14 protein-coding genes and 1 pseudogene are annotated in these 21,144 nt (G+C 61.3%); 3 read left to right on the top strand and 12 right to left on the bottom strand.

What is annotated here, in order from left to right:
- Positions 1-70 precede the first annotated feature (70 nt).
- From ACMXYI_RS24635 to ACMXYI_RS24625, 3 genes are read right to left on the bottom strand one after another with little or no spacing between them, the layout of a single operon-like run.
- Positions 71-2,308 (bottom strand): xanthine dehydrogenase family protein molybdopterin-binding subunit, encoded by a 2,238-nt coding sequence (locus tag ACMXYI_RS24635; protein ID WP_415769471.1) that lies wholly within the window; start codon positions 2,306-2,308, stop codon positions 71-73.
- A complete protein-coding gene (locus ACMXYI_RS24630) occupies positions 2,305-2,778 on the bottom strand; it encodes a (2Fe-2S)-binding protein (protein ID WP_415769470.1) in 474 nt (157 codons plus the stop codon). Before ACMXYI_RS24630 ends, ACMXYI_RS24635 begins: the two co-directional genes overlap by 4 nt.
- Complete coding sequence (locus ACMXYI_RS24625; RefSeq protein WP_415769469.1) at positions 2,775-3,974, bottom strand: c-type cytochrome; 1,200 nt, start codon at positions 3,972-3,974, stop codon at positions 2,775-2,777. Before ACMXYI_RS24625 ends, ACMXYI_RS24630 begins: the two co-directional genes overlap by 4 nt.
- 377 nt (positions 3,975-4,351) lie before the next feature.
- On the opposite strand from ACMXYI_RS24625, the gene ACMXYI_RS24620 reads away from it, so the two are divergent.
- A complete protein-coding gene (locus ACMXYI_RS24620; protein WP_415773974.1) occupies positions 4,352-5,551 on the top strand; it encodes an MFS transporter in 1,200 nt (399 codons plus the stop codon).
- Between the two features lie 100 nt (positions 5,552-5,651).
- The gene (locus tag ACMXYI_RS24615; protein WP_415769468.1) at positions 5,652-6,569 is read left to right on the top strand and encodes a LysR family transcriptional regulator; all 918 of its coding nucleotides are present in this window, start codon (positions 5,652-5,654) and stop codon (positions 6,567-6,569) included.
- Between the two features lie 175 nt (positions 6,570-6,744).
- On the opposite strand, the gene ACMXYI_RS24610 is transcribed toward ACMXYI_RS24615, so the two are convergent.
- From ACMXYI_RS24610 to ACMXYI_RS24600, 3 genes are all read right to left on the bottom strand, one after another.
- Positions 6,745-8,160 carry an amino acid permease gene (locus ACMXYI_RS24610; protein ID WP_415773973.1) on the bottom strand — a complete coding sequence of 472 codons (1,416 nt, stop codon included), beginning with the start codon at positions 8,158-8,160 and terminating at the stop codon, positions 6,745-6,747.
- A gap of 174 nt (positions 8,161-8,334) precedes the next feature.
- The gene (locus ACMXYI_RS24605; protein WP_415769467.1) at positions 8,335-9,387 is read right to left on the bottom strand and encodes an ornithine cyclodeaminase; all 1,053 of its coding nucleotides are present in this window, start codon (positions 9,385-9,387) and stop codon (positions 8,335-8,337) included.
- 51 nt (positions 9,388-9,438) lie between these two features.
- Positions 9,439-10,473: a histone deacetylase family protein gene (locus ACMXYI_RS24600; protein ID WP_415769466.1), complete on the bottom strand. Its 1,035-nt coding sequence runs from the start codon at positions 10,471-10,473 to the stop codon at positions 9,439-9,441.
- Positions 10,474-10,592: 119 nt separating this feature from the next.
- Here ACMXYI_RS24600 and ACMXYI_RS24595 point away from each other — a divergent pair, with 119 nt between their 5' ends.
- Positions 10,593-11,093, top strand: coding sequence for an Lrp/AsnC family transcriptional regulator (locus ACMXYI_RS24595; RefSeq protein WP_415769465.1), 501 nt, complete (start codon positions 10,593-10,595; stop codon positions 11,091-11,093).
- Between the two features lie 169 nt (positions 11,094-11,262).
- Here ACMXYI_RS24595 and ACMXYI_RS24590 read toward each other — a convergent pair.
- From ACMXYI_RS24590 to ACMXYI_RS24565, 6 genes and pseudogenes are all read right to left on the bottom strand, one after another.
- A pseudogene (locus tag ACMXYI_RS24590) lies at positions 11,263-11,553 on the bottom strand (HpcH/HpaI aldolase/citrate lyase family protein); the annotation flags it as partial.
- 405 nt (positions 11,554-11,958) lie between these two features.
- The gene (locus ACMXYI_RS24585) at positions 11,959-15,054 is read right to left on the bottom strand and encodes an efflux RND transporter permease subunit (RefSeq protein WP_415769464.1); all 3,096 of its coding nucleotides are present in this window, start codon (positions 15,052-15,054) and stop codon (positions 11,959-11,961) included.
- Positions 15,051-16,163 carry an efflux RND transporter periplasmic adaptor subunit gene (locus tag ACMXYI_RS24580; RefSeq protein WP_415769463.1) on the bottom strand — a complete coding sequence of 371 codons (1,113 nt, stop codon included), beginning with the start codon at positions 16,161-16,163 and terminating at the stop codon, positions 15,051-15,053. The genes ACMXYI_RS24585 and ACMXYI_RS24580 overlap by 4 nt, the downstream gene beginning before the upstream one ends.
- A gap of 30 nt (positions 16,164-16,193) precedes the next feature.
- Positions 16,194-17,708, bottom strand: coding sequence for a TolC family protein (locus tag ACMXYI_RS24575; RefSeq protein ID WP_415773972.1), 1,515 nt, complete (start codon positions 17,706-17,708; stop codon positions 16,194-16,196).
- A 117-nt stretch (positions 17,709-17,825) separates the two neighbouring features.
- A complete protein-coding gene (locus tag ACMXYI_RS24570) occupies positions 17,826-18,041 on the bottom strand; it encodes a hypothetical protein (RefSeq protein ID WP_415769462.1) in 216 nt (71 codons plus the stop codon).
- Between the two features lie 120 nt (positions 18,042-18,161).
- A complete protein-coding gene (locus ACMXYI_RS24565; RefSeq protein ID WP_415769461.1) occupies positions 18,162-21,059 on the bottom strand; it encodes an ATP-binding protein in 2,898 nt (965 codons plus the stop codon).
- Between the last annotated feature and the right edge of the window lie 85 nt (positions 21,060-21,144).

Raw genomic sequence — 21,144 nt, 5'->3', positions numbered from 1 at the left:
CTGCGGGATGCCGCTTGATAATCCGTAAAAACCAGCACACTGCATTGCGGAAAGCGCAACGCTGCGCAGGTCAGGACGGCTGCTCCGAGCGGGTCAGTGGAAGGTTCAACCAGCGCCGGCCGGTGGCGCTCGCCACGGCATTGCCGATGGCCGCGGCCATTGGCCCCTGGACGATTTCGGCGGCGCCGAGAAACGGTTGTCCCGGTTGATCGAGCAGATGAACGTCGACCTTTTTAGGCAACTGCGAAAAGCGCAGGATCGGGTAGCCACTCCAGTCGTAGCTGCGAATGCCCCCGGCGTCATAGGCGACTTTTTCATACAGCGTCCAACTGGTGGACTGGACGATCCCGCCTTCCACCTGGTTGCGCAGGCCATCGGGATTGACGATCTGCCCGACGTCCACCGCCGTGACGACGTGATCGATCTGCACTTCGCCGGTCTGCGGATGTACCTGAAGACGCACCGCAATCGCGCAATAGCCCATGATGTTTTTGTAGCGGGCAAACGCGAAGCCGATGCCTGCGCCAGGCTCGCTGCTTTTTTGCGGCCAGTTAATGGCGTCGCGAACCCGCTCCACCACGGCCCGTGCCCGGGGATCCGCCAGATGGGCAAGGCGCAAGGCAACCGGATCGACCTCAGCCTTGGTGGCAAGCTCATCGATGCAAGCTTCGATCGCGAAGATATTGATATGCGCACCCAGCGAGCGCATGGCTGAGGTGCGAAACGGCATCTCAGTGACGAAGTTCATGTTGATGCGAGTGGAGGCCAGCGTGTACAGCGGCACGGCATTGCGATCACCGTCGCCTTCAGGTTGAGCGATGGGCACTGAAGACGCGGAGGTGAACGGGCGGGCCAGTAGTCGCGCAGGCAGCAACCGACCCGCATTGACGATGCGTTCGTTATGCGGCGTGGTCCACAGTTCATAGTTCCAGTCCTGCAATCGACCTTGCGCATCAAGATTGGCTTGCACTTCGGTCACCATCGCCGAGCTATAGGGCTCCCAGAGATTTTCCTGCTCGCGCATCCACTGCACCCGCACCGGCGTGCCCGGTATTCGCATGGCAATCAACGCCGCGTCGGCCGCTGCATCGTCTGCGCCGTTGTGGCCATAACAACCGGAGCCTTCGGTGTGGATACAGCGAACGCGGTCGGGAGGTAGCTGCACCATTTCGGCGATCCCGGCGCGCAGCGGATACACGCCTTGGGTGTGGGTCCAGACGGTGAGGGTGCCGTCCTTGAACCAGCCCACGGCGCAGGACGGGCCGATGGATCCGTGCATCAGATAGTGCTTGGTTACGCGCGCTCGATAGCTGCTGTCGGTCGCGACCTGTGGCGTGCCCTCATGGCTGATCGGATAGCGGCGCGAAGGGAGGCGTTCGAGCAATCCGTGGATGTCCCGTGACTCGGGTATCGCCTGTCCGCCGCTCCAGCGCGCTGATTCATATCCGCTGCGCATGGCTTTGATCGCTTGCCATTCATCACGCGCCACCACGGCAAGGTAATTGCCGTCGCGAATCACCTGCACAACCCCAGGCAACGTTTTGATCGACTCCGCGTCGAAGGCTTCCAGCGTGCAGCCGGGACGAGGAGGGCGAATGACCCGAGCGTGCAGCATGCCCGGCAGCCGAATGTCCTGAACAAATGCGGGGCCGCCGCTGACTTTGGCCGGAATATCCAGCCGTTGCAGCGAATGACCGATCAGTTTGAACTGCGTCGCAGCCATTGTCGGCGATTCGGACTTGGCGAAGAGGTGCAGATCGACTTTTCTGACGGCGTCGGCGTAGGACATTTGTTGTCCTGTGGGGCCGTGAATGATGCCCTCCTGAGTCGTCAATAGTGCCGGCGCAACCTCCCAGCTACGCCCGGCGGACTCCAGCAGCAACTCACGCACCTGCACCGCCGCGTTGAACAGCGCGGTCCCGCTGTCGAAAATACTGTGACTGCCGGCGGTGTAGCCTTCATTGGGCGTCAGCGCCGTGTCGGCGGTGAGCAAGTTGATCGCCGTCGGGGCAACTTCCAGACGTTCAGCGGCAATTTGCAGCAAGGCAGTTTTGACGCCGGTGCCCAATTCGACCTTGCCGGTGTAGACGGTGATACCTTCAGGATCAACGCGGATCCAGGCATCGAGATAGGGGTTGGTGCGCAGACTGCCGGGAAGATCCGGCGCCAGCACCACTGTGCCAAGCGTATCGACTTCGGTGTCCGCCCATGCACGCCGCGTTACCGGCACCAAAGTAAACGCCACCAGCAAGGCGCCCCCACGCAAGAAAGCGCGGCGACTGTGATCGACCTCTTTAACCACCGTCATAGCGCGCTCCCGTGTTGCCTGGCCACCAGGCTGATTGCCTCGATAATCCGCAGGTGCGTTCCGCAGCGACACAGGTTGCCTGCCATGTACTCGCGAATGGTCTGTTCGTCCGGGTGCGGATTGCTTTCCAGCAATGACTGCGCGCGCATCAACATACCGGCGATGCAGTAGCCGCACTGGGCCGCCTGTTTGTCGATAAAGGCTTTTTGCAAAGGGCCGGGACGCTCGGCGGTGCCGAGGCTTTCAACCGTTCGAACCTTTTTGCCTTCAAGGCCCGCGCAGGGCGTCACGCAAGAAAAGACGGGCTTGTCATCGACGATGACCGTACAGGCGCCGCACTGCCCCAAACCACACCCGTACTTGGCGCCGTTCAGCCCCAGGTGATTGCGCAGCGCATAGAGCAGCGGCATGTCAGGTTCCAGCTCCAAGGCTTGGGCCGAGCCGTTGACGTTGAGCGTGACTGAGGTCATTTCGTCTCCTGACGTATCGCTTCAATAGTGGAAGAAAGGTTTGTCCAGGGTTGGTCAGGTCTGGCTTGCTGGCGCAGGTATGACGCCAGGGCTGTGAGTTGAACGTTGTCCAGGCTGGCGGCAAACGGCGGCATGACCGGTCCGGGCAGGCCCGGCGTTGCCGGCACGCCTTCGAGCACGGTTTTCAGGAAATTGCGTGCGCTCGGAGCTTGCAGTGCCGACGTGCGATCGAGCGCCGGACGTCCGTCGATTTCGCGCATCGGCGCTGCCGGGGCATGGCAGCCCGCGCAGGCGCTGGCGAACAGCCGGGGGCCACTGGCCTGATCTGAGGGCTCGGTGCTCGCAGCGCCGGGTTGGGTTTCGGTGATCACGGCCTTGGTTTGCAGGCTCAGCAAATACTCGGCAATCGCCTCTGCGTCACTGACTGGCAAGCGAGCCAGACTGAGGCTGACCGGGCGCATAGGGCCTGCGGCTGTGCCGTGCCCGTCTACCACTTCTGCCCGCAGATAGCGGACCAACTGATCACTACTCCACGGGTTTGCGCGACGGGCCATGCCGAGCAGCGAAGGCGCCTCCCAGCCATCCACCTCACCGCCCGCGAGACTTTCACCGGACTTCTCGGCACCGATCAGGTTCAGCGGTGAATGGCAGCCTGCGCAGTGGCCGGGGCCTTCAACCAGATAACGTCCGCGATTCCACGCTTCAGATTGCTGCGCCACAGGCGTCAGCGGCTTTGCATGCAGGAACAGCAGATTCCAGAACGACACCAGCGGCCGGATGTTCATCGGGAAATTCATCCGGTTTTGCCTGGCCGGTGAGTTCACGGCAGGGCCGCTCATCAAGTACGCATAGGCGTCAGCAATGTCTCCTGCGGTCATGCGCCGGTAGTGAACGTACGGGAAGGCGGGGTACAGGAAGTGGCCATCGCGGGCGATCCCTTCACGCATCGCCCGCTCGAACGCCGGCAGTGACCATTGGCCAATTCCGGTCTGCGGGTCAGGTGAGATGTTGGTGCTGTAGAGCGTGCCGAACGGCGTCACCAGCGCCAGTCCGCCTGCCATGTATTGACCGCCGGGACGCGTATGGCACACCGCGCAATCGCCAGCCTCGACAACCCGCGCACCGCGCTGCAATTGCGCGGCATCGAACGCTCGGGGGCGCTCAATGGGCTCTATCGCCGGGCGCCACATCAGCATCGCCGCACCGATTGCGCCTATCGAAGCGAGGACGGCCGCGCTGATCCATAGGGGGCTGGACTTCAGGAAGTTGCCCTTCATGAGGATTGGAAGCGCGAGAGACGCGCGGTGGGCATTGATGATGGATTCGGGATCATGAACAGCTCCTTGAGCAGCCGCGGAAGGGCGCTGATGGAGAGCCCTGCGCCAAGTGCCCAAGGGTAGAGAAGGCGCAAACGCCGGAGTATTGCCAAGTCGTGCAATAGCGCATTGCGCCAACAGCAACGCCGGGGTCGTTGCGGATGGCGCATCACTCCATTGCCCGGGGGATGGATTCTCTGCGTCGACCCGTGCCCTTAGCCTTGCCACCACTTTCTCGAACTCAACGAGGTGTCATGATGCTTACGGGTAACCCCGCAGCGGCGGCCAAGGCCGAACAGCCTGCTTCACTCTCCGGCCTGATGGTCGCGTTCCTGGCGTTTTGCTGTGGTGCGGTCGTGGCCAACCTCTATTACGCCCAGCCGATTGTCGAATTGATCGCGCCGCAGATCGGCCTGTCCAGCGCTAATGCCAGCCTGATCGTTTCACTCACACAGTTTGGTTATGCGTTGGGCCTGCTGTTGCTGGTGCCGCTAGCCGACCTGATGGAAAACCGGCGTCTGGTCGTGGGCTTCACCCTCGCGGCGAGCGTTACGCTGTTGTGTGCCGGGCTGACGCATTCGCCGTCGATGTTCCTCGTTTTTTCATTGCTGATCGGCCTTACTTCAGTCGCGGTGCAGATTCTGGTGCCGCTGGCGGCGCACCTGACGCCTGAAGCAACGCGTGGCCGCGTGGTGGGAAATATCATGAGCGGGCTGCTGCTGGGCATTCTGTTGTCGCGTCCGCTGTCCAGCCTGCTGGTGGACGTGTTCGGCTGGCGCGGAGTGTTTTACAGCGCGGCGGCACTGATGGCGGTCATCGCCCTGATCACCGCGGTTGTGCTGCCGCGCCGTGTGCCGACTCATCAGGCGACTTACGTTGCGTTGATCGGCTCAGTGTTTGCCCTTGCTCGTCGCCACCCGGTGCTGCGTCAACGTTCGTTGTATCAGGGGTTGTTGTTCGCAAGCTTCAGCCTGTTCTGGACCCTCGCGCCCATTGAGCTGATGCGTCACCACGGTTTCAGCCAGGCGCAGGTCGCGATTTTTGCTCTGGTCGGAGCGGTAGGTGCAGTCGCTGCGCCGATTGCCGGGCGCTTGGCCGATGCCGGTCACAGCCGTCCCGGGACACTGGTCGCACTGCTACTGGCACCGGTTTCATTGTTGATCGCTGCACTGCCCGGCAGCAGCTACCTGTGGTTGGTGGTGTGCGCGGTGTTGCTGGATTTCGCCGTGCAACTGAACATGGTGCTGGGCCAGCGCGAGGTGTACGCCATCGACCCGCACAGCCGGGCACGACTCAACGCCGTGTACATGACCAGCATCTTCGTTGGCGGTGCCTTGGGATCGCTGGTGGCGAGCCCGCTCTACGAACACTTTGGCTGGAGCCTGTCTGCTGTGTCGGTGGCATTGCTCCCGGCTCTGGCCCTGACGATGTTCCTGGGTCGCAAGGCCAATGCCTGAGCGCCGGGCGCAGGGGAGTCCGGTGAAGCACGGTCGTACAAGACGGCTGGCGAACGGTGATGCACAATCATCACCGTTCCTTTTCGACCGGGCTCCGCTTATGGACAAGTTGCTGGCACTGAAGATGTTTGTTGAAACCGTGCGTTGCGGCGGTTATTCCTCGGCGGCACGCAAACTCGGGATCTCGACGTCTTCGGTCACTCGCCAGGTGGCGGGACTGGAAAACGAACTGGGCGCCAGTCTGCTCAATCGCACGACACGCAACACCAGCGTGACCGTCGCCGGGCAAACCTATTTCGAAAAGGCTGTGGCCATTCTTGACGCCATCGACGAAGCCGATGCCGTGGTTGCCGACCGTGGCAGCGAGGCGCAAGGACGCCTGCGGATCAGCGTCCCCGTCGAGTTTGGTCGGCGGATCATCGCGCCGCATCTGGGCCGATTGCTCGAGCGCCATCCTGGACTGGAAATAAGCGTGTCGTTGAGCGATCAGGTCAGTGACCTGTTGAGCGAGCAGATCGATGTGTCCGTGCGTCTCGGATCGTCGGTGGTCAGTGAGGACATCGTCAGTAAACGGGTAGGGGTCTTCCAGCGCTGGGTGGTGGCCAGCCCGGATTACCTGAGCCGTCATGCAGTGCCGTGTCATCCCCGTGATCTGCTCGAGCACCAATGCCTGCGCTTCGATTACGGTGGTTCGCATCATCACTGGACGTTCCAGGGCGACGAGCAAACTATCCAGCTAAACGTGCACGGCCGCCTGCAAAGTAACAACGCCGACATCTTGCGCGAAGCGGCAATCGCTGGCGGCGGGGTGACCCTTCTGGCCGACTGGCTGGTGCGCGACGATGTCGCCGAAGGCCGGCTGACACGTTTGTTGGAGCATTACGAAGTCAATCCCGGCAGTGCGAGCAGTTGTATCAATGCGCTGTATTTGCCCAATCACCGGGGTTCCAGTCGCATCAATGTGTTCATCGATTTCCTTGAGGAGATCCTCACTTCTGGTCGATTGAATAACCGATAGTCCCTTGGGTGGCAGACATAAGTGCCGCCTGAAGCGAAGGGCTGCAATCGACATTGAACACGTCCGGCGTGAAGAGCCCTGCCGCTTGCCGCTCTTCAACCTGCAGCCGCCCCACAAACGCCACGTTGCTCAAACGCGTTTCACTGCATTGGCACCTGGAGGCGGCAGGTGAATATCAGCTGTACTGATTTGCCGAACCAGCAGCGGATTTCAGCTTCCTGGAATGGGTCAGCTGATAAGCAATTGCCAACCAAATGAACCACCCTGGCATGACCAGCAAGGCAATACGAGTGTCAGGTCTCAATGCCAGCAGACAAAGAACAAACCCCAGGAACGCCAGGGAGAACCAGGCCATCGGCACGCCGCCAGGCATCTTGTAGGTCGATTGCGCATGCAGGTCGGGTCGGCTTTTGCGATAGGCAATGTACGACGCGAGGATGGTCGACCAAGTGAAAATCACCAGGATTGCCGACACGGTAGAGACGATGGTGAACGCTGTCATGACTTCAGGAACGATGAACAGCAGCAGTACACCCACCAGCATCAACAGTGTGGTAAACGCCAGGCTCAGCAGAGGCACGCTATTACCCGACAAACGCCGGAAAATCCCAGGCGCATTGTCGTGACTGGCCAGTCCAAACAGCATGCGACTGGATGAAAATACGCCACTGTTAGCCGATGAGGCGGCAGACGTCAGCACCACAAAGTTGACGATACCTGCTGCTGCGGGAAATCCTGCAACCAGAAACAGTTCGACGAAGGGGCTCTTGTTGGGCGAAACCTGCTGCCAGGAAGTCACTGCAATAATGCAGGCCAGTGCCAACACATAAAACAGGATGATTCTCAGCGGAATCGAGTTGATGGCTTTAGGCAGGGTCTTCTCGGGGGAACGGGTTTCGGCGGCTGCAGTACCGATCAGCTCAGTGCCGGCAAAGGAGAAGATTGCCATCTGGAATCCGGCAAAGAAACCAAACAGGCCATTGGGGAAGGCTGCCTGTTTATCCAGCAGGTGGTTCAGGGATGCAGTAACGCCACTAGGTGATACAAAGGAGCTGGCAATCATCACCATGCTGACGCCAATCAGAGTGACGACGGCAATGATCTTGATGATCGCGAACCAGAACTCCACTTCACCGAAAAGCCTGACGGTCAGCACGTTTAGGGCGAACAGCGTCATCAGCATACCGATGGCCGGGATCCAGGCGGGTACATGGGGGAACCAGTACTGAAAGAATCCGCCTACCACCACGGCGTCGCCAACCACCGCGACGCTCCAGCTCAGCCAGTACGACCAGCCGAGGAAAAATGCCGCTCGCGGGCCGAGGTAGGCGCCGGCAAAATCCGCGAAGGTTTTGAAGTTCAAGTTGGACAGCAACAGTTCGCCCATGGCGCGCATGACGAAGTAGACGAACATCCCGATGATCATATAAATGAGGATGATCGACGTGCCTGAGAGGGCAATGATCTTCCCGGAACCCATGAACAGGCCTGTACCGATGGCGCCTCCCATGGCCATTAATTGAATGTGACGATTGCTGAGCGTGCGCTGCAGCGCGGGCTGTTCAACCCGCTCGGACGGAGTCGATTTCATTACAAAACCTCTTGATTTTATGTTTTTGAGTTTTGGCAGAAAGTGGGTGTCTAGCGTTCTTGTTAGAGATGCAACGGCTACTGACGGTGGAGGTTTGCAGGCCTCGGAGTTTCTCCTCAACGAACAAGGTGCGTGGTCCGTTGGCACCTTGTTCAGGGGTATCACCTATGGCTATCAGCTGACTGTGCGCAGGCGCGAGAGAACTGCTGGTTGCTGCCCAAGCAGTTGGTAGAGATTTTTTATGTTGGCAGGCGTCGGCACCAGATGGATGCGCTCACCGATGGCATGCTCTCGCGCTAGGTCGTGCACGTAGCGCAGTGACGAAAAGTCTTCCAGGGCAAAACCCACCGAATCGAAAACGGTGACCTGTGCGTCGTTCTCGCGGCCCAGTGCCTCGCCCTGAACAATCCGGAAAAACTCTACGACCGGAAAGTCGGGCTCCAGTTGTTGAATATCGCCTTCAATTCGGGTTTGAGGCTCGAACTCAACAATGACTCGAGCATTGCGCAGGATCTCGGCGTGCAGTTCGGTTTTCCCCGGGCAGTCACCGCCGACGGCATTGATATGCATGCCCGGCTCAATCATCTCGGGCGTCAGAATCGTCGCATAGGCTTTGTCTGCGGTGACTGTGGTGACGATGTGCGCGCCCTTGACCGCTTCCTGTACCGAGTTGGCCAGAATCACTTCGATATCCGGGAATGCGGACAGGTTGTGCTTCAACTTGAGTGAAGCGTCGCGATCGATATCGAAAATGCGTATTTCCTTGATGGACAGCATTTCGTGGAAGGCGAGGGCCTGAAATTCGCTCTGAGCACCATTGCCGATGATTGCCATGATGCTTGCACCGGGCCGCGCCAGGGACTTCGCAACCAAGGCAGAGGTCGCGGCAGTGCGCACGGCGGTGGTCAGCGTCAGTTCACTGAGCAAGGTTGGATAGCCACTGTGGACATCGGCCAGGACACCGAAGGCCATGACCGTCAGCAAATTCCTTTGACCGTTGTCCGGGTGGCCATTCACGTATTTGAACGAGTACTGTTGGCCATCGTCGGTCGGCATCAACTCGATCACACCGTCGGCCGAATGATTGGCGGTGCGGGGCGACTTATCAAACTGCGCCCAGCGTGAATAGTCAGCTTCGATGTACGCCGCCATTTCGCGGATAGCCCGGCGGATTCCCACCTTGGCGAACAGGCGTGCGGCATGATCGACGTCTATAAAAAGAGTCATGTTTTTATTCTCCGATTCATTAGTTGAAGCGCTGCGATTCAGGGGGATGACTCAGGCGCGTTTGCTCTCGTAGCCATGCAGCACGTTGACCGCATTGATCCCGATTTCATCGACCATGTAGCCGCCTTCCATCACAAACAGGGTGGGGCAGCCCACGCCCGCTATCAGCTCGCCGATGCCGATGAAGTCTTCGCTTTCCAGCAAGAAGTGGCTGATGGGGTCGTCCTTGAACGTGTCGACGCCCAGTGAAATAACCAGCACTTCGGGGGCAAATTGCTGGAGTTTCTTGCAGGCGTGGAGCAAGGCGTTGCGGTAGCTTTCCCATGTGGTGTTCTTCGGCAGCGGATAGTTCAGGTTGTAACCTTCGCCGTGACCCGCGCCGACTTCGTGGCTGTAGCCTGAGTAGTACGGATAGGACACCGTCGGTTCGCCGTGCAGCGAGACAAACATGACGTCGCTGCGTCCGTAGAAAATGTTCTGGGTTCCGTTGCCATGATGAAAGTCGACATCCAGTACCGCGACGCGTTTGGCGCCTTGGGTAATGGCCTGCTGTGCGGCAATGGCTGCGTTGTTCAGATAGCAATAGCCGCCCATGTATTCACGCGCGGCGTGATGGCCCGGCGGACGGCATAGGGCAAAGGCACTGTCGTGGCCTTCATCGATCAGCGCCAGTCCGGTCAGCGCGATATCGGCACTGGTTTTTACCGCTTGCCATGTGGTGGCGGTAATCGGGGACCCGGCATCCATGGCGTAGTAACCCAGCTTGCCGTCGATGAAAGTCGGCACTTGCTCGTTGGCCAGATCACGCACTGGCCATACCAGCGGCAAGGCATCGTGGGTGCGTCCGGTTGCACTCCATTCAGACCAGGCTGATTCCAGAAAGGCTACATAGCGCTCGCTGTGTGCGTTGACATAGCACGCCCTGTCAAATACTCGCGGTTCGATGACCTGGCCAAGCCCTACCTGTTTGACCCGATGATGGACGGTATCGGCCCGACTGGGCTGTTCGAAGGACGGCTTGAGCACGCCGTCTTTCAATTCGGTGCCATGGTGCAAACGGTGGGAATCACTGAAAACTGTAAACATTGTGCGCATCCGTTGATGTGAGCCAGTGCAAATATTCTGTTCCGGCTGGGAGGCGCTTTCTTTGCTTTGTTTTTGTGGTTTGCTAGATTATTCGGAAGTTTTTACTCAGAAGTGGCGTAATGCAGAAAAAATTATCCAAACGCATCAGTCTCGACGACACCGACCTGGCGATTCTCGCGTTGCTGCAGGAGGACGCGAGTATTTCCAACGCCGAGCTCAGTGAGCGGCTGTCGTTAAGCCTTACGCCTTGCTGGCGGCGGCGTAAGAGAATGGAGGAGGCGGGCGTGATAAAGGGCTACCAGGCCAACCTTGATCGACGAATGCTGGGGCTGGACATCCTGGCTTTCGTGCACATCCGTTTTTCCACCCACGCCGATCACGCTCCAGACGCCTTCGAGGCGGTGATTGCGCAACTGCCCGAAGTGTTGTCCTGTCACAAGATCACCGGGGATGCCGATTACGTGCTGCAAGTGCTGGCAGAGGATCTTGATAGCTACAGCGACTTTATCGAGCAGGTACTCAGGCGTCAGGTGGGAATTGCATCCATCCAGTCCAGTTTGTCGTTACGCGAGGTCAAGACCAGTAGCCGTATAGCGATACCCAAATCCAGCAGGGGGTAAAACGATTGAGGTAGTCCGGAGCCCCGACGATGACCCAGGCAACATTGGGCGACAGCCGCTGAACAATCATGTCCTCCTGAAAAACAGATCAGAAGGTGTAAACCTATTTCAGGACTAGACACATGACACCGTCCTGCTGCTCAGGGGATTAAAAATTGATGCCGCAGGGCTAGTTCGCGCGCGCCAAAATGGCTTGTGCACGACCAATGACCGGCGCATCGACCATTTGCCCATCCATTACGAATACACCTTCTCCCGAGCTTGCGGCATTCATGATGCGGTGCGCCCAGTGCAATTCTTCAGGGCTGGGTTTTAGCGCTTGATGGATGATTGCGACCTGGTTCGGATGGATGCACAACGCGCCACCAAAGCCCATGTCGCGGGCAAATTGAACGGCATCGTGCAGGCCGACGGTGTCCTCGATTGAGGGGAAAACACCGTCCAGCGCCGGGGCCAGGCCGGGGGGAGGAACAATCGGTGACAAAACGTAGAGATCTTCTGAAAACACTCAAATCCAGCCCCTATGGGATAATCCAGTACATTAATCCGGCGCTTGGTGCTTCAGACACATCGCACGGTGAGAACTAAAACAGGCGGGGCAACGCACGACAGTTCGCAGAAGGGCAAAGCGATAAATGACACCGCTTCCTGCACCACCCCAAAATAGTGAGTTCGATACCCTTGACGCCCCCCCACGCCGGGGGGCATTGAAATAGTTCAGTATTCTGGGCGCGCCCACCGCGAGGGAGCGAAAGAAAGTAACGTTCGCAGGACCTCGCGGGTGACCTCGGTTGTTGTCAGAAACGGCGTTGAACAAGCCGTTCTAATAGCGGCGAGGACCGGGGGAACAACGCCGCGGCACTCATCAGTTAGAGGCGAGCGTGGCGTCCCCCCGTACTTGTTGGGTGTCAGCGGCTGTCTGGCGACCCACCTTGAACCATGCGGCGTACAACGCCGGGACGAAGAAAATCGTCAGCAGCGTCGCCACGGTAAGGCCGCCCATGATCGCAATTGCCATCGGTCCCCAGAACACACTGCGCGTTAGCGGGATCATTGCAAGCACGGTGGCCAGCGCCGTCAGCATCACCGGACGGGCCCGGTGAATGGCGGCATCCAGCACCGCGTTCCACGGATCGCGCCCTTCGGCGATCTCGATTTGTACTTGATCGATCAGGATCACCGCGTTCCGCATGATCATGCCACCCAGTGCGATGATGCCCAGGATCGCAACGAAGCCCAGCGGCGACTGGAACACCAGCAGCGCCGGCACCACACCGATCAGGCCCAGCGGTGCGGTCAGCACGACCATCCACATGCGGGAGAAGTTCTGCAGTTGCAGCATGAGCAACAGCAGGATGGTGATCATCATCAGCGGGGCCACCGCGATCAGCGCCTTGTTGGCCTTGTCACTTTCCTCAACGGCTCCGCCCACATCGATGCGGTAACCCGACGGCAGCTTCGCTTCGATGTCCTTGAGCAACGGCTGGATTTCCTGCGTCACCGATACACCCTGCTCACCATCATTCACGTCGGCACGCACCGTGATCGCCATGTCGCGATTGCGGCGCCACAGTACTGGCTCCTCCAGTTCAGAGCGCACCTGTGCGACTTGCGATAGCGGCACCACCGTGCCTTGGCGCGTGTAGAGGTTGATGTCCTTCAGTGTGTCGAGGCTCAGGCGCTCAGCGGGCACGGCACGGGCGACGATGTCGATCAGTTCCTCGTGTTCACGCAGCTGCGACAGGGTTGCACCGTTCATCACGGTCTGGGTCGCCAGCGACACATCGGCCGGCGTGAGGCCGAGCGCGCTCGCCTTGTCCTGATCAAGCTCGACTTTCAGCGTGCGCACCGGGTCGTTCCAGTCGAGTTGGAGGTCGCGCACCTTCGGGTTGGACGCAACCACTTTCTCCACCTCGCGGGCGATCTGGCGCACCTTCTGGGTATCAGGCCCTACGACGCGGAACTGCACCGGGTAGCCGACAGGTGGCCCCAACTCGAGCCGGGTCACACGTACCCACGCCTGTGGGAATTGTTGGTCAGCCGAGGCCACCAGCCGCGCACGTACTCGCTCGCGTGCATCCAGGTCCTTGGTCATCACAACGAACTGGGCAAAACCCGGATTGGGCAGCTCGGGGTTGAGCGAGAGATAGAAGCGCGGTGCGCCAGCGCCGGTGTAGGCGGTATAGAAACGCACGTCCTCGTCTTTCGCCAGGATCTCCTCCATGTGCTTGACCTGCTCGGTCGTCGCGGCGAACGAGGAACCTTCCTTCACGCGCAGATCAATGACCAGTTCAGGACGCGAACTGTTGGGGAAGAATTGCTGCGGCACCAGCTTGATACAGGCCAGAGCAAGCACCAGAGCGCCAACCGTCGCACCGATGACCACCCAGCGGCGCTCGATGGCGGCGTCGATCAGACGGCGCAGGCTGCGGTAGAACTTGGTGTCGTGCGGATCAGCGTGCTGGTGCGTGCCCAAGTCGTTGGGCAGCATCTTGACTGCCAGGTACGGTGTGAAGATGCCGGAACAGATCCACGAGAACAGCACCGCGGCGCCAACGATCCAGAAAATGCCACCCGCGTACTCGCCGGTGGTGGACTTCGAGAGGCCGATCGGCAGGAAGCCTACGACGGTGATCAGCGCGCCGGTCAGGCGCGGCATGGCGGTGGACTGATAGGAAAAGGCGGCCGCCTTCACGCGGTCCATGCCGGTTTCCATCTTCGCCACCATCATTTCGATGGCGATGATGGCGTCATCCACCAGCAGTCCCAACGCGATAATCAGTGAGCCGAGCGAGATGCGCTCGAGGTTCCAGCCCATCGCCAGCATCACCAGCGCCACGCCGCCCAGCACCAGCGGCACCGTGGCCGCGACCACGAGGCCGGCGCGCCAGCCCAGGCTGGCGAGGCTCACCGCGATCACGATGATCAGCGCCTCGGCCAGCGCACGCCCGAAGTCCAGGATTGCATCCTTCACCGTGGTCGGCTGGTCGGCCACCAGCTCCAGCTCCACGCCGTGCGGAAGTTCCGACTGGATCTTGGCAACTGCCGTGTCCATCGCCTTGCCAAGGTCCACGATGTTGCCGTCGCTGGTCATTGTGATGCCGAGCATCAGCACGGGCTGGCCGTTGTGGCGGACCGTGTAGGTGGGCGGATCTTCAAACCCACGTGTAACGGTCGCAATGTCGCCGAGCTTGATCTGCCTGCCGCCCGCGGCGATGGGCACGTTGCGGATAGCCGCTTCACTGGCGAACTGGCCGCTCACGCGCACCATGACGCGGTCGCCGCGGGTGTCGATCTGGCCTGCGGGCACCATGGTGTTCTGGCTCTTGAGGCTTTCGGCAATGGCCAGTGGTGTGATGCCCAGCGCGGCCAGGCGCTCGTGCGAGAACTCGACGTAGACACGCTCGGCCTGCTTGCCGATGAGATCGATCTTCTTGACCATCGGCACCTTCAACATCTGGCGCTTGATGTCCTCGGCCGCGTGCGACAGGTCGGCGTGACCGACGCCGTCGCCCTTGATGGCGTACATCAGGCCATACACGTCGCCGTACTCGTCGTTCAGGATCGGGCCGATCACGCCGTCAGGCATCTCGAGGCTCAGGTCGTTGAGTTTCTTGCGCGCCTGATACCAGGCTTCGCGTTGGTCAGCCTTGGAAGTGCCGCCGCGCACGGTGAGCGTCATGCCTGCATAGCCTTGCCGTGCGTAGGTGACCACCTTCTCGAAGTTGTCGATCTGCTCGAATTTCTTCTCCATGCGGTTGAGGACCTGGTCCTGCAACTGCTGGGCAGTGGCGCCCGGCCAGATGACCATGGCGGTCATGGAAGGCACGGAAAAGTTCGGATCCTCGAGCTGGCCGAGCCGGGTGAAGCTGAAGGCGCCAGCCACCGCGACAATGAGGAGCATGAACAGAACAATGGCGCGATGACGCAGCGCCCAGTCGGTGAGGTTGAAGTTGTTCATCGGGTGGCCTGCTGCGTGGTGTTCGCGTTAACGATCGCCGTGTCGGGGAGGGCGACTTTCAGTCCGGACGTCATCTTCTGGACGCCGGCGGTGACGACCAATACGCCAGCCTGCGGCCCGGAGACGAGCACCTCATCGTTGCGGTAGCCCCAAACGGCCACACGCTCCAGTTCGACGATGCCTGCCGGATCCTTGCCCGCGGGCGTGACTACCCACAGCGCCGGCTGACCACCGATTTGCGTCAGTGCCGTGGCGGGTACCGCCGCCACCGAAACACTGGTCATCTCGCGCTCGGCCATGACCGTGGCAGTGGCGCCCAGCGGCAGCGCCTGCATCGGCTTGAGCCGCGCGCGATAGGTGCGCGTCTGCGTTGCAGCCTGCGGCGACAGCTCGCGCAGCGTGGCATCGAAGGTCTCGTTCGGCGCACTGGCCAGCGACGCCTTGAAACGCGCGTCCTTGAACACGGACAACTGATCTTCGGGCACGTCGATGACGATCTCCGATTCATCCGGATTCGCGATCGAGATAACCGATTGGCCCTCCGCCACGACCTGGCCTGCCTCAAAGCGCATAGCCGTGACGACACCGCTACGCGAAGCCCGCAGCAGGGTGTACTTGAGCCGGTTGCGCGCAAGCTCGAGCTTTCGAGCCTCGGCCTCGGCAGTCGCATGTGCGGTTTGGGCATTGGTCTGCGCGCGTTCGGCGTCGGCCGCACTGACCGAGCCGTCAGCCTTCAGCGCGGTCAGGCGCTGGCGGTCCGAGTCGGCCTGGCGCGTCTGCTCGACGGCAACCGTCCACTGTTGTCGCGACGCTTCCTCAGCGAGGCGGTAGTCGCTGTCATCCAGTACAGCCAGGATGTCGCCTTCACGCACAAACTGGCCTACATCGACCTTGCGCTGGGCTACCTTGCCACCCACGCGGAAGGCCTGGTCGACTTCATGTCGCGACTGTACGGTGCCCACGTAGCGACTGATGTCGCGGGCATTGTCGTAGTTGATTTTAACGGTGCGTACAGGTCGTGGTGCCTGCACGGTCGGGTGGTCCGGGCTACACGCGCAAAGCATGACGGCGACGGCCAAGGCGCCGGCCGCAGTAAGGGAGGTTTTCAAGGCGGTTCCTCTTTGGAAAACGACAGATTCTTAGGAAAGTGGTGGCCGGTCGGCTTTGGCGGATGCGGTTGGGTTGGAAGGTTGTTCGAACACCTGCCAGCCCCCGCCCAGTGCCTTATAAAGCTGCACGCTATCGATCAGCAGGCGGGTGTTGCTTTCATTGGAGTTCAGGCGTGCCGCCAGGCGCGCCCGCTGCGAATCCAGCAGAGGCAACAGGTCAATCTGCCCGCGGTTATAGAGCGACTGGGCGCGGTTCTGCGCAGCCTCGGAGGACGCGGCGGCCAATTGCAGCGACCCGGCGCGGCGCCGCTCCTGCGCCAGCGTGACGAGGGCGTTCTCCACATCCTCGAGCGCCCGTACGATGCCGTCTTCGGCGCGCAGCAGCGCCTCTTTTTGAGCACTTTCGGCAGCATCGTTGATTGCTTGCGTGCGCCCGGCGTTGAAGAGCGGCATCGCCAGCAGACCCGCCACGTTGGTGAAGCGCGCAACGCCGAGATCGGCGCCGTTCAGGCTCAAGCCCTGGCGGCCGAAGGAGGCATCGAGGAACAGCCGCGGGAACCACTCGGCCGCGGCCTGCTTGCGGCGCGCATTGGCTGCATCGAGTTGCGCCATCAGCGCCAGCACGTCAGGTCGGCGTTGCAGCAGTTCGGCGGGCTGGCCCGGCTTGGCTTCGGGCACCACTGTCACATCGCTGATCGAAGTCTGGATGTTCGCGGTATTGAAGGACTGGTCGGCAATCAGCACCGCGATACGATGGCGCGACACAGCCACCTGCGTTTCCAGCGGCGGAATCTGCGCCCGCGCCGACAAGGCGTCGGTCTGCGCGCGTTCGACGTCGAAGGCGGATGCCAGTCCCACCTGTTGACGCGCGGTGACCAGACGCAGCGTTTCATCCTGCATCGCCGATATTGCGCGAAGTGTCGCGACCTGGCGCTGAGCGCCGACCAGTGTGAAGTAGTTGCTGACGACATCGCTCATCACCAGCAGGCGCACGCCGCGCATGCTGTGCTCCGCGGCTAGCGCATCGGCGTCAGCCGCCGCTGCGCCGGCTCGCAGACGGCCGCTCAGGTCGAGCTCCCACGACACGTCCAGACCCACACTGGTGGTCTTGGTATCCGGATAACCCTGTTTCGTGGCTGAGTTGTAGCCGCTGCTGCGATCGCTGCCAGAGGCGGATGCGCCGACACTCGGGAACAGCCAGGATTGGCTGACCGTTTCTCCGGCACGCGCGGCACGCAAGCGCTCGGCGGCAATCTTGACGTCGCGATTCTCGCGCGCTGCCCGGCGCACCAGATCCGTCAGCACCGGGTCGTGGTAAACCTCCCACCATGCCGCCTCGGGTTCCATTTCGGAGGCCGTGCTCGCGGAGAAGTTGCTCGGCAGGTCTACCGACGGCGTGAGCACCTCCGTGGAGCAACCTGTCAAGACCAGGGCAACAGACGCGGCGAGCGCTGCCCCCATGACGATGCTGACCACGCGTTCGGCATATTGCAGGGGCGTCTGCCCGTTGCGGGTCAACAGACGGAAAGTTTGAAGTCGCGGCATCGGATTGGACTCGTGAAGATTCGAGGTGGCATCAGCGTAGGGCTCGGTGTGCGCGAAGTCGTCAGCGAAGGGTCGCCGTTCGGTCGCCATATCGAGCGCTCGTTCGTGGTGGAGGCGTCACTCGTCGCCGGAATCGGTCGTGTGCTCGCCGGCTGCCAACGCGAGGTCCGAGGCAATCGACTCCAGCAGCTCTTCGGCGGACGAAAACTCGCGCTGTCGTCCGGTGACCAGGTTTTCGAGGCGGCCCACCAGGGCCCCCGGCGCGGCGTCGCTACGCAGCTTCACTACGTACGAGCGGCGGCTCGGGTATTTGGATTCAGGGTTCAGGCTCATCGCAGACCAGGGGATCAAGAAAGTTCGGCGACAGCGTAGGCCGCCCCCTGAGGCGAGTCGTAAGCGAAAGGTCAGACTTCGGTCGGGACAGTACTCTTACAGCAGAGAAATCGCGTCGCTTCAAGTCGGTTTGGCAGCGTGAATCAGCGAGCGCGCACGTTTCGCCAGCTCGGTTCCGTCAGTTTCGGGTGACTGGTCAATCAGCGTCGACAATGCCTGGTGGTCCTCGGCCATAGCGTCAGGGTGCTCGCACAGTTCGACCAGCGCTTGCAGCTCCAGCCACGGTGCTTCCTGGGCGCGAGCTTCTTCAACCGCGCGCCGCTCCGCTGCGATGCCGGCGTCGGGCCGACCCTGCGCTCGCGCGATCGCTGCCTCCAGCAGCAATAACTGCGGCAGGTAGACGCGCTCGCCCAATTCCTCTCCCACCCGTAATGCTTCCTGTAGCTCGACTTGCGCTGCGTTGCAATCGCCTGCCAGCAGCAGCGCCTCAGCGGCGTAGCCAAGTACCTCGCTGGCTCCGGAGCGCATGCCGAGTCCGGTGTGTTCTTCGTAGGCTTCGCGGATGCGACGGTAGCCGTCGCTCGGGGAGCCGCTGCGCGCGTCGGCCCAACCGTGCCACCAGCGGCAAGCCGTACGCCCCAGTGCGAGCGAATATTCATCGACTAACTTCTGCATGTCGTCAGCCAGCGCTGCTACACGCACGTGGTTCCCCATCCTCACCTCGATCAACACCTCGTGCCAGGCGGCGACCAGCCAGGTCATGGGCTGGCGCAACGCCTGCGCGCGAACCCGCGCCTGCTGCAGGTGGACTCGGGCTTGCTCAACCAGACCAGAACGCAAGAGTTCTATCGCCAGCATGCCGTGCAGCATGACCTGGGGATCAGCCGCAAAAATCTCGTTCGTCCCAATGTCCAGCGGTTCGGCGATCGCGAGGGCGCGCTCCAGCCAACGGCGGGTCGTCTGCGTGCGTCCCTGGAGGTGATGCACCTCGCCCTGGACGATGCATGCCGCCAGCCTGAGCTCTTGATCATTTGCTTCGCAGGAGAGGGCTTCGGCACGTTCCGCCACTTCCAGCGCCAGCGCATAGTCGCCGCGCAGACCAAGCAGATAGCCGAATCCATGCAGCAGGCGACCCCGCGTGGGGTGCTCGGGTACATCCGCCAACAGCCTGTATGCACGTTCGAAGGCGCTCTTGGCTTCGCTGCCGACACCGAACCGGTGGAAAGCCGAAACTCCTTGCAGCGTGGCCAAGGTAATTTCGAGCACATCGCGCTCCGTCCCGTCTGGTGCCTGCATGAGCAGGACCAAGGCGCGCTCAGTGAGGCCGTAGCTCAAGTCCGGGCTGAAATGCAGCAGAGCAGCTTCTGCGGCCTCGGCGTAGTAACGCAGCGCAATCATCGGCTGCCGAGCCCGATCGAAGTGCATCGCCAGCTCTGAGGCCGCAACCGGTACGCCGATTGCGCGCTCGCGTTCGAGGGCAGTGCCAACCTGGCGATGGAGCTGGGTGCGCAATGAGCGCGGCGTGCGGTCGTACAGCACCTGGCGGAAAAGCGCATGTCGGAAAGAGTGGGGTAGCTCCTCCGTCTCTTCACCTTCCGTGGTCCGTGACCGTATAAGCCAAACCTGCTCGTGAATTAGCTCTTCACAGGCGTGGGCCACCGAAGCGAGGTCGCGCTCGAGGGCCAGCGAAACCGTCTCGATTCGAAATTCAACCCCGCACACCGCTGCGGCCGAGAGGAGGGTACGTTGCTCCGGACCCAGCCTGGCGATGTAGTGATCAATGATGGCTGCGAGGTTTTCGGGAACCGCCAGATCTGCAAGCCGAGCCTCGATGGTGGCATCGTCGTCCGTTGGGTCCATCACTTCACTGATGACTGACGATACGAACAGCGGCACACCGTCAGTGCGCTCGTGCAGGGCACGCACGAAGGTTTCATCGCATGCCAGCGAGGCCGAACGCAGCGCCACATAGTCAGCGACCTCGGTTTCCGAGAACGGATCGAGCACCACTTCCTCGCACAGACGTTGCAGGCGCAGTTCGTGGCGCAACGAGCTGAGGGGATGATCGAGCGCAACCACCTCGGCGAGGCGGAAGCTCGACAGCCACATCAGCCGCGTGCGGCTACGTCGCCGCGCCACATAGTTGATGAGCTGGACCGTCGCCCGATCGCTCCAGTGCAGGTCTTCAGTCACCAGCAACAGCGGTCGCTGCTCCGTGTAGCGGTCCAGCAATTCGCCCATTTCCCTCAGCATGCGATCCGGGCCGACGCCGGCAAGCTCGCGCCGCAACGCGTCTTTCTCCTGCGTGGTACTCAGCCACGGGAGTTGCAGCAGCCACGCCGGTGCCACGGCGCGCATCAGCGCCGGCAGGGTGGGGTCGCTGCGGCACAGATCGGCTAACGCCTCCAGCACCGGCAGATACGGCTCGCCGGCGCCAAAGTGCTCCACGCAATGGCCGCGTGCGCAGGCGATGTCGCCAAGGCCAGTGAGGAAATGTTCGATCAACGTGGTCTTGCCGATCCCCGGCTCTCCGGCGAGCCAGACCACTGCGCGCTGGCCGCCATTCGCCCGCTCCCAGGCCCTTTGCAGCCTCGCGACCTCGTCAGTGCGACCGATGAATGACGGTGACGAAGGTGTGCCGGTCGCTGTAACCGTCGCGGATGCAGGCGGCAGCGAAAGTGCGGAGGAGGGCGCGGCGATGAAGCGATAGCCGCGCCTCGACACGGTCTCGATATAGCGGGGCTGCCTGGGGTCGTCGCCCAGTACCTTGCGCAGATCGCTGATGGCCGTCTTCAGGACCGAATCACTGACGAACCGATGCCCCCACACGGCATCAAGCAAGGCATCCTTGGTTACCAGCGACCCTGGCTGGCGTGCCAGCACGCATAACAGCGTGAAAGGCGTTGGTGCCACTGCAACGGTTTCCCCATTACGCAACAAGCAGGCGTTGGACTCGTCGAGCTCGAATTCGAAGAAGCAGAGCAAGACTGGATCTGGATGGGGCTGCGGACGTGCCACGGTTGATTCCTAAAGACTAAAACAGGGTTGTGCGCCGGGAAGCTTCACAGGGGGTTCGATGCCGAAAACGGGTGTGCCCGACTTC

The organism is Pseudomonas lyxosi (genome assembly GCF_047758685.1).
Classification (GTDB): domain Bacteria; phylum Pseudomonadota; class Gammaproteobacteria; order Pseudomonadales; family Pseudomonadaceae; genus Aquipseudomonas; species Aquipseudomonas lyxosi.
This window is presented reverse-complemented; position numbering and strand designations above follow the sequence as displayed.

Bases quoted from the DNA above. Each gene is read 5' to 3' on its own strand.
- ACMXYI_RS24635 (WP_415769471.1), bottom strand. From the start codon at position 2,308: ATGACGGTGGTTAAAGAGGTCGATCACAGTCGCCGCGCTTTCTTGCGT.
- ACMXYI_RS24630 (WP_415769470.1), bottom strand. From the start codon at position 2,778: ATGACCTCAGTCACGCTCAACGTCAACGGCTCGGCCCAAGCCTTGGAG.
- ACMXYI_RS24625 (WP_415769469.1), bottom strand. From the start codon at position 3,974: ATGCTGATGTGGCGCCCGGCGATAGAGCCCATTGAGCGCCCCCGAGCG.
- ACMXYI_RS24620 (WP_415773974.1), top strand. From the start codon at position 4,352: ATGCTTACGGGTAACCCCGCAGCGGCGGCCAAGGCCGAACAGCCTGCT.
- ACMXYI_RS24615 (WP_415769468.1), top strand. From the start codon at position 5,652: ATGGACAAGTTGCTGGCACTGAAGATGTTTGTTGAAACCGTGCGTTGC.
- ACMXYI_RS24610 (WP_415773973.1), bottom strand. From the start codon at position 8,160: ATGAAATCGACTCCGTCCGAGCGGGTTGAACAGCCCGCGCTGCAGCGC.
- ACMXYI_RS24605 (WP_415769467.1), bottom strand. From the start codon at position 9,387: ATGACTCTTTTTATAGACGTCGATCATGCCGCACGCCTGTTCGCCAAG.
- ACMXYI_RS24600 (WP_415769466.1), bottom strand. From the start codon at position 10,473: ATGTTTACAGTTTTCAGTGATTCCCACCGTTTGCACCATGGCACCGAA.
- ACMXYI_RS24595 (WP_415769465.1), top strand. From the start codon at position 10,593: ATGCAGAAAAAATTATCCAAACGCATCAGTCTCGACGACACCGACCTG.
- ACMXYI_RS24585 (WP_415769464.1), bottom strand. From the start codon at position 15,054: ATGAACAACTTCAACCTCACCGACTGGGCGCTGCGTCATCGCGCCATT.
- ACMXYI_RS24575 (WP_415773972.1), bottom strand. From the start codon at position 17,708: ATGCCGCGACTTCAAACTTTCCGTCTGTTGACCCGCAACGGGCAGACG.
- ACMXYI_RS24570 (WP_415769462.1), bottom strand. From the start codon at position 18,041: ATGAGCCTGAACCCTGAATCCAAATACCCGAGCCGCCGCTCGTACGTA.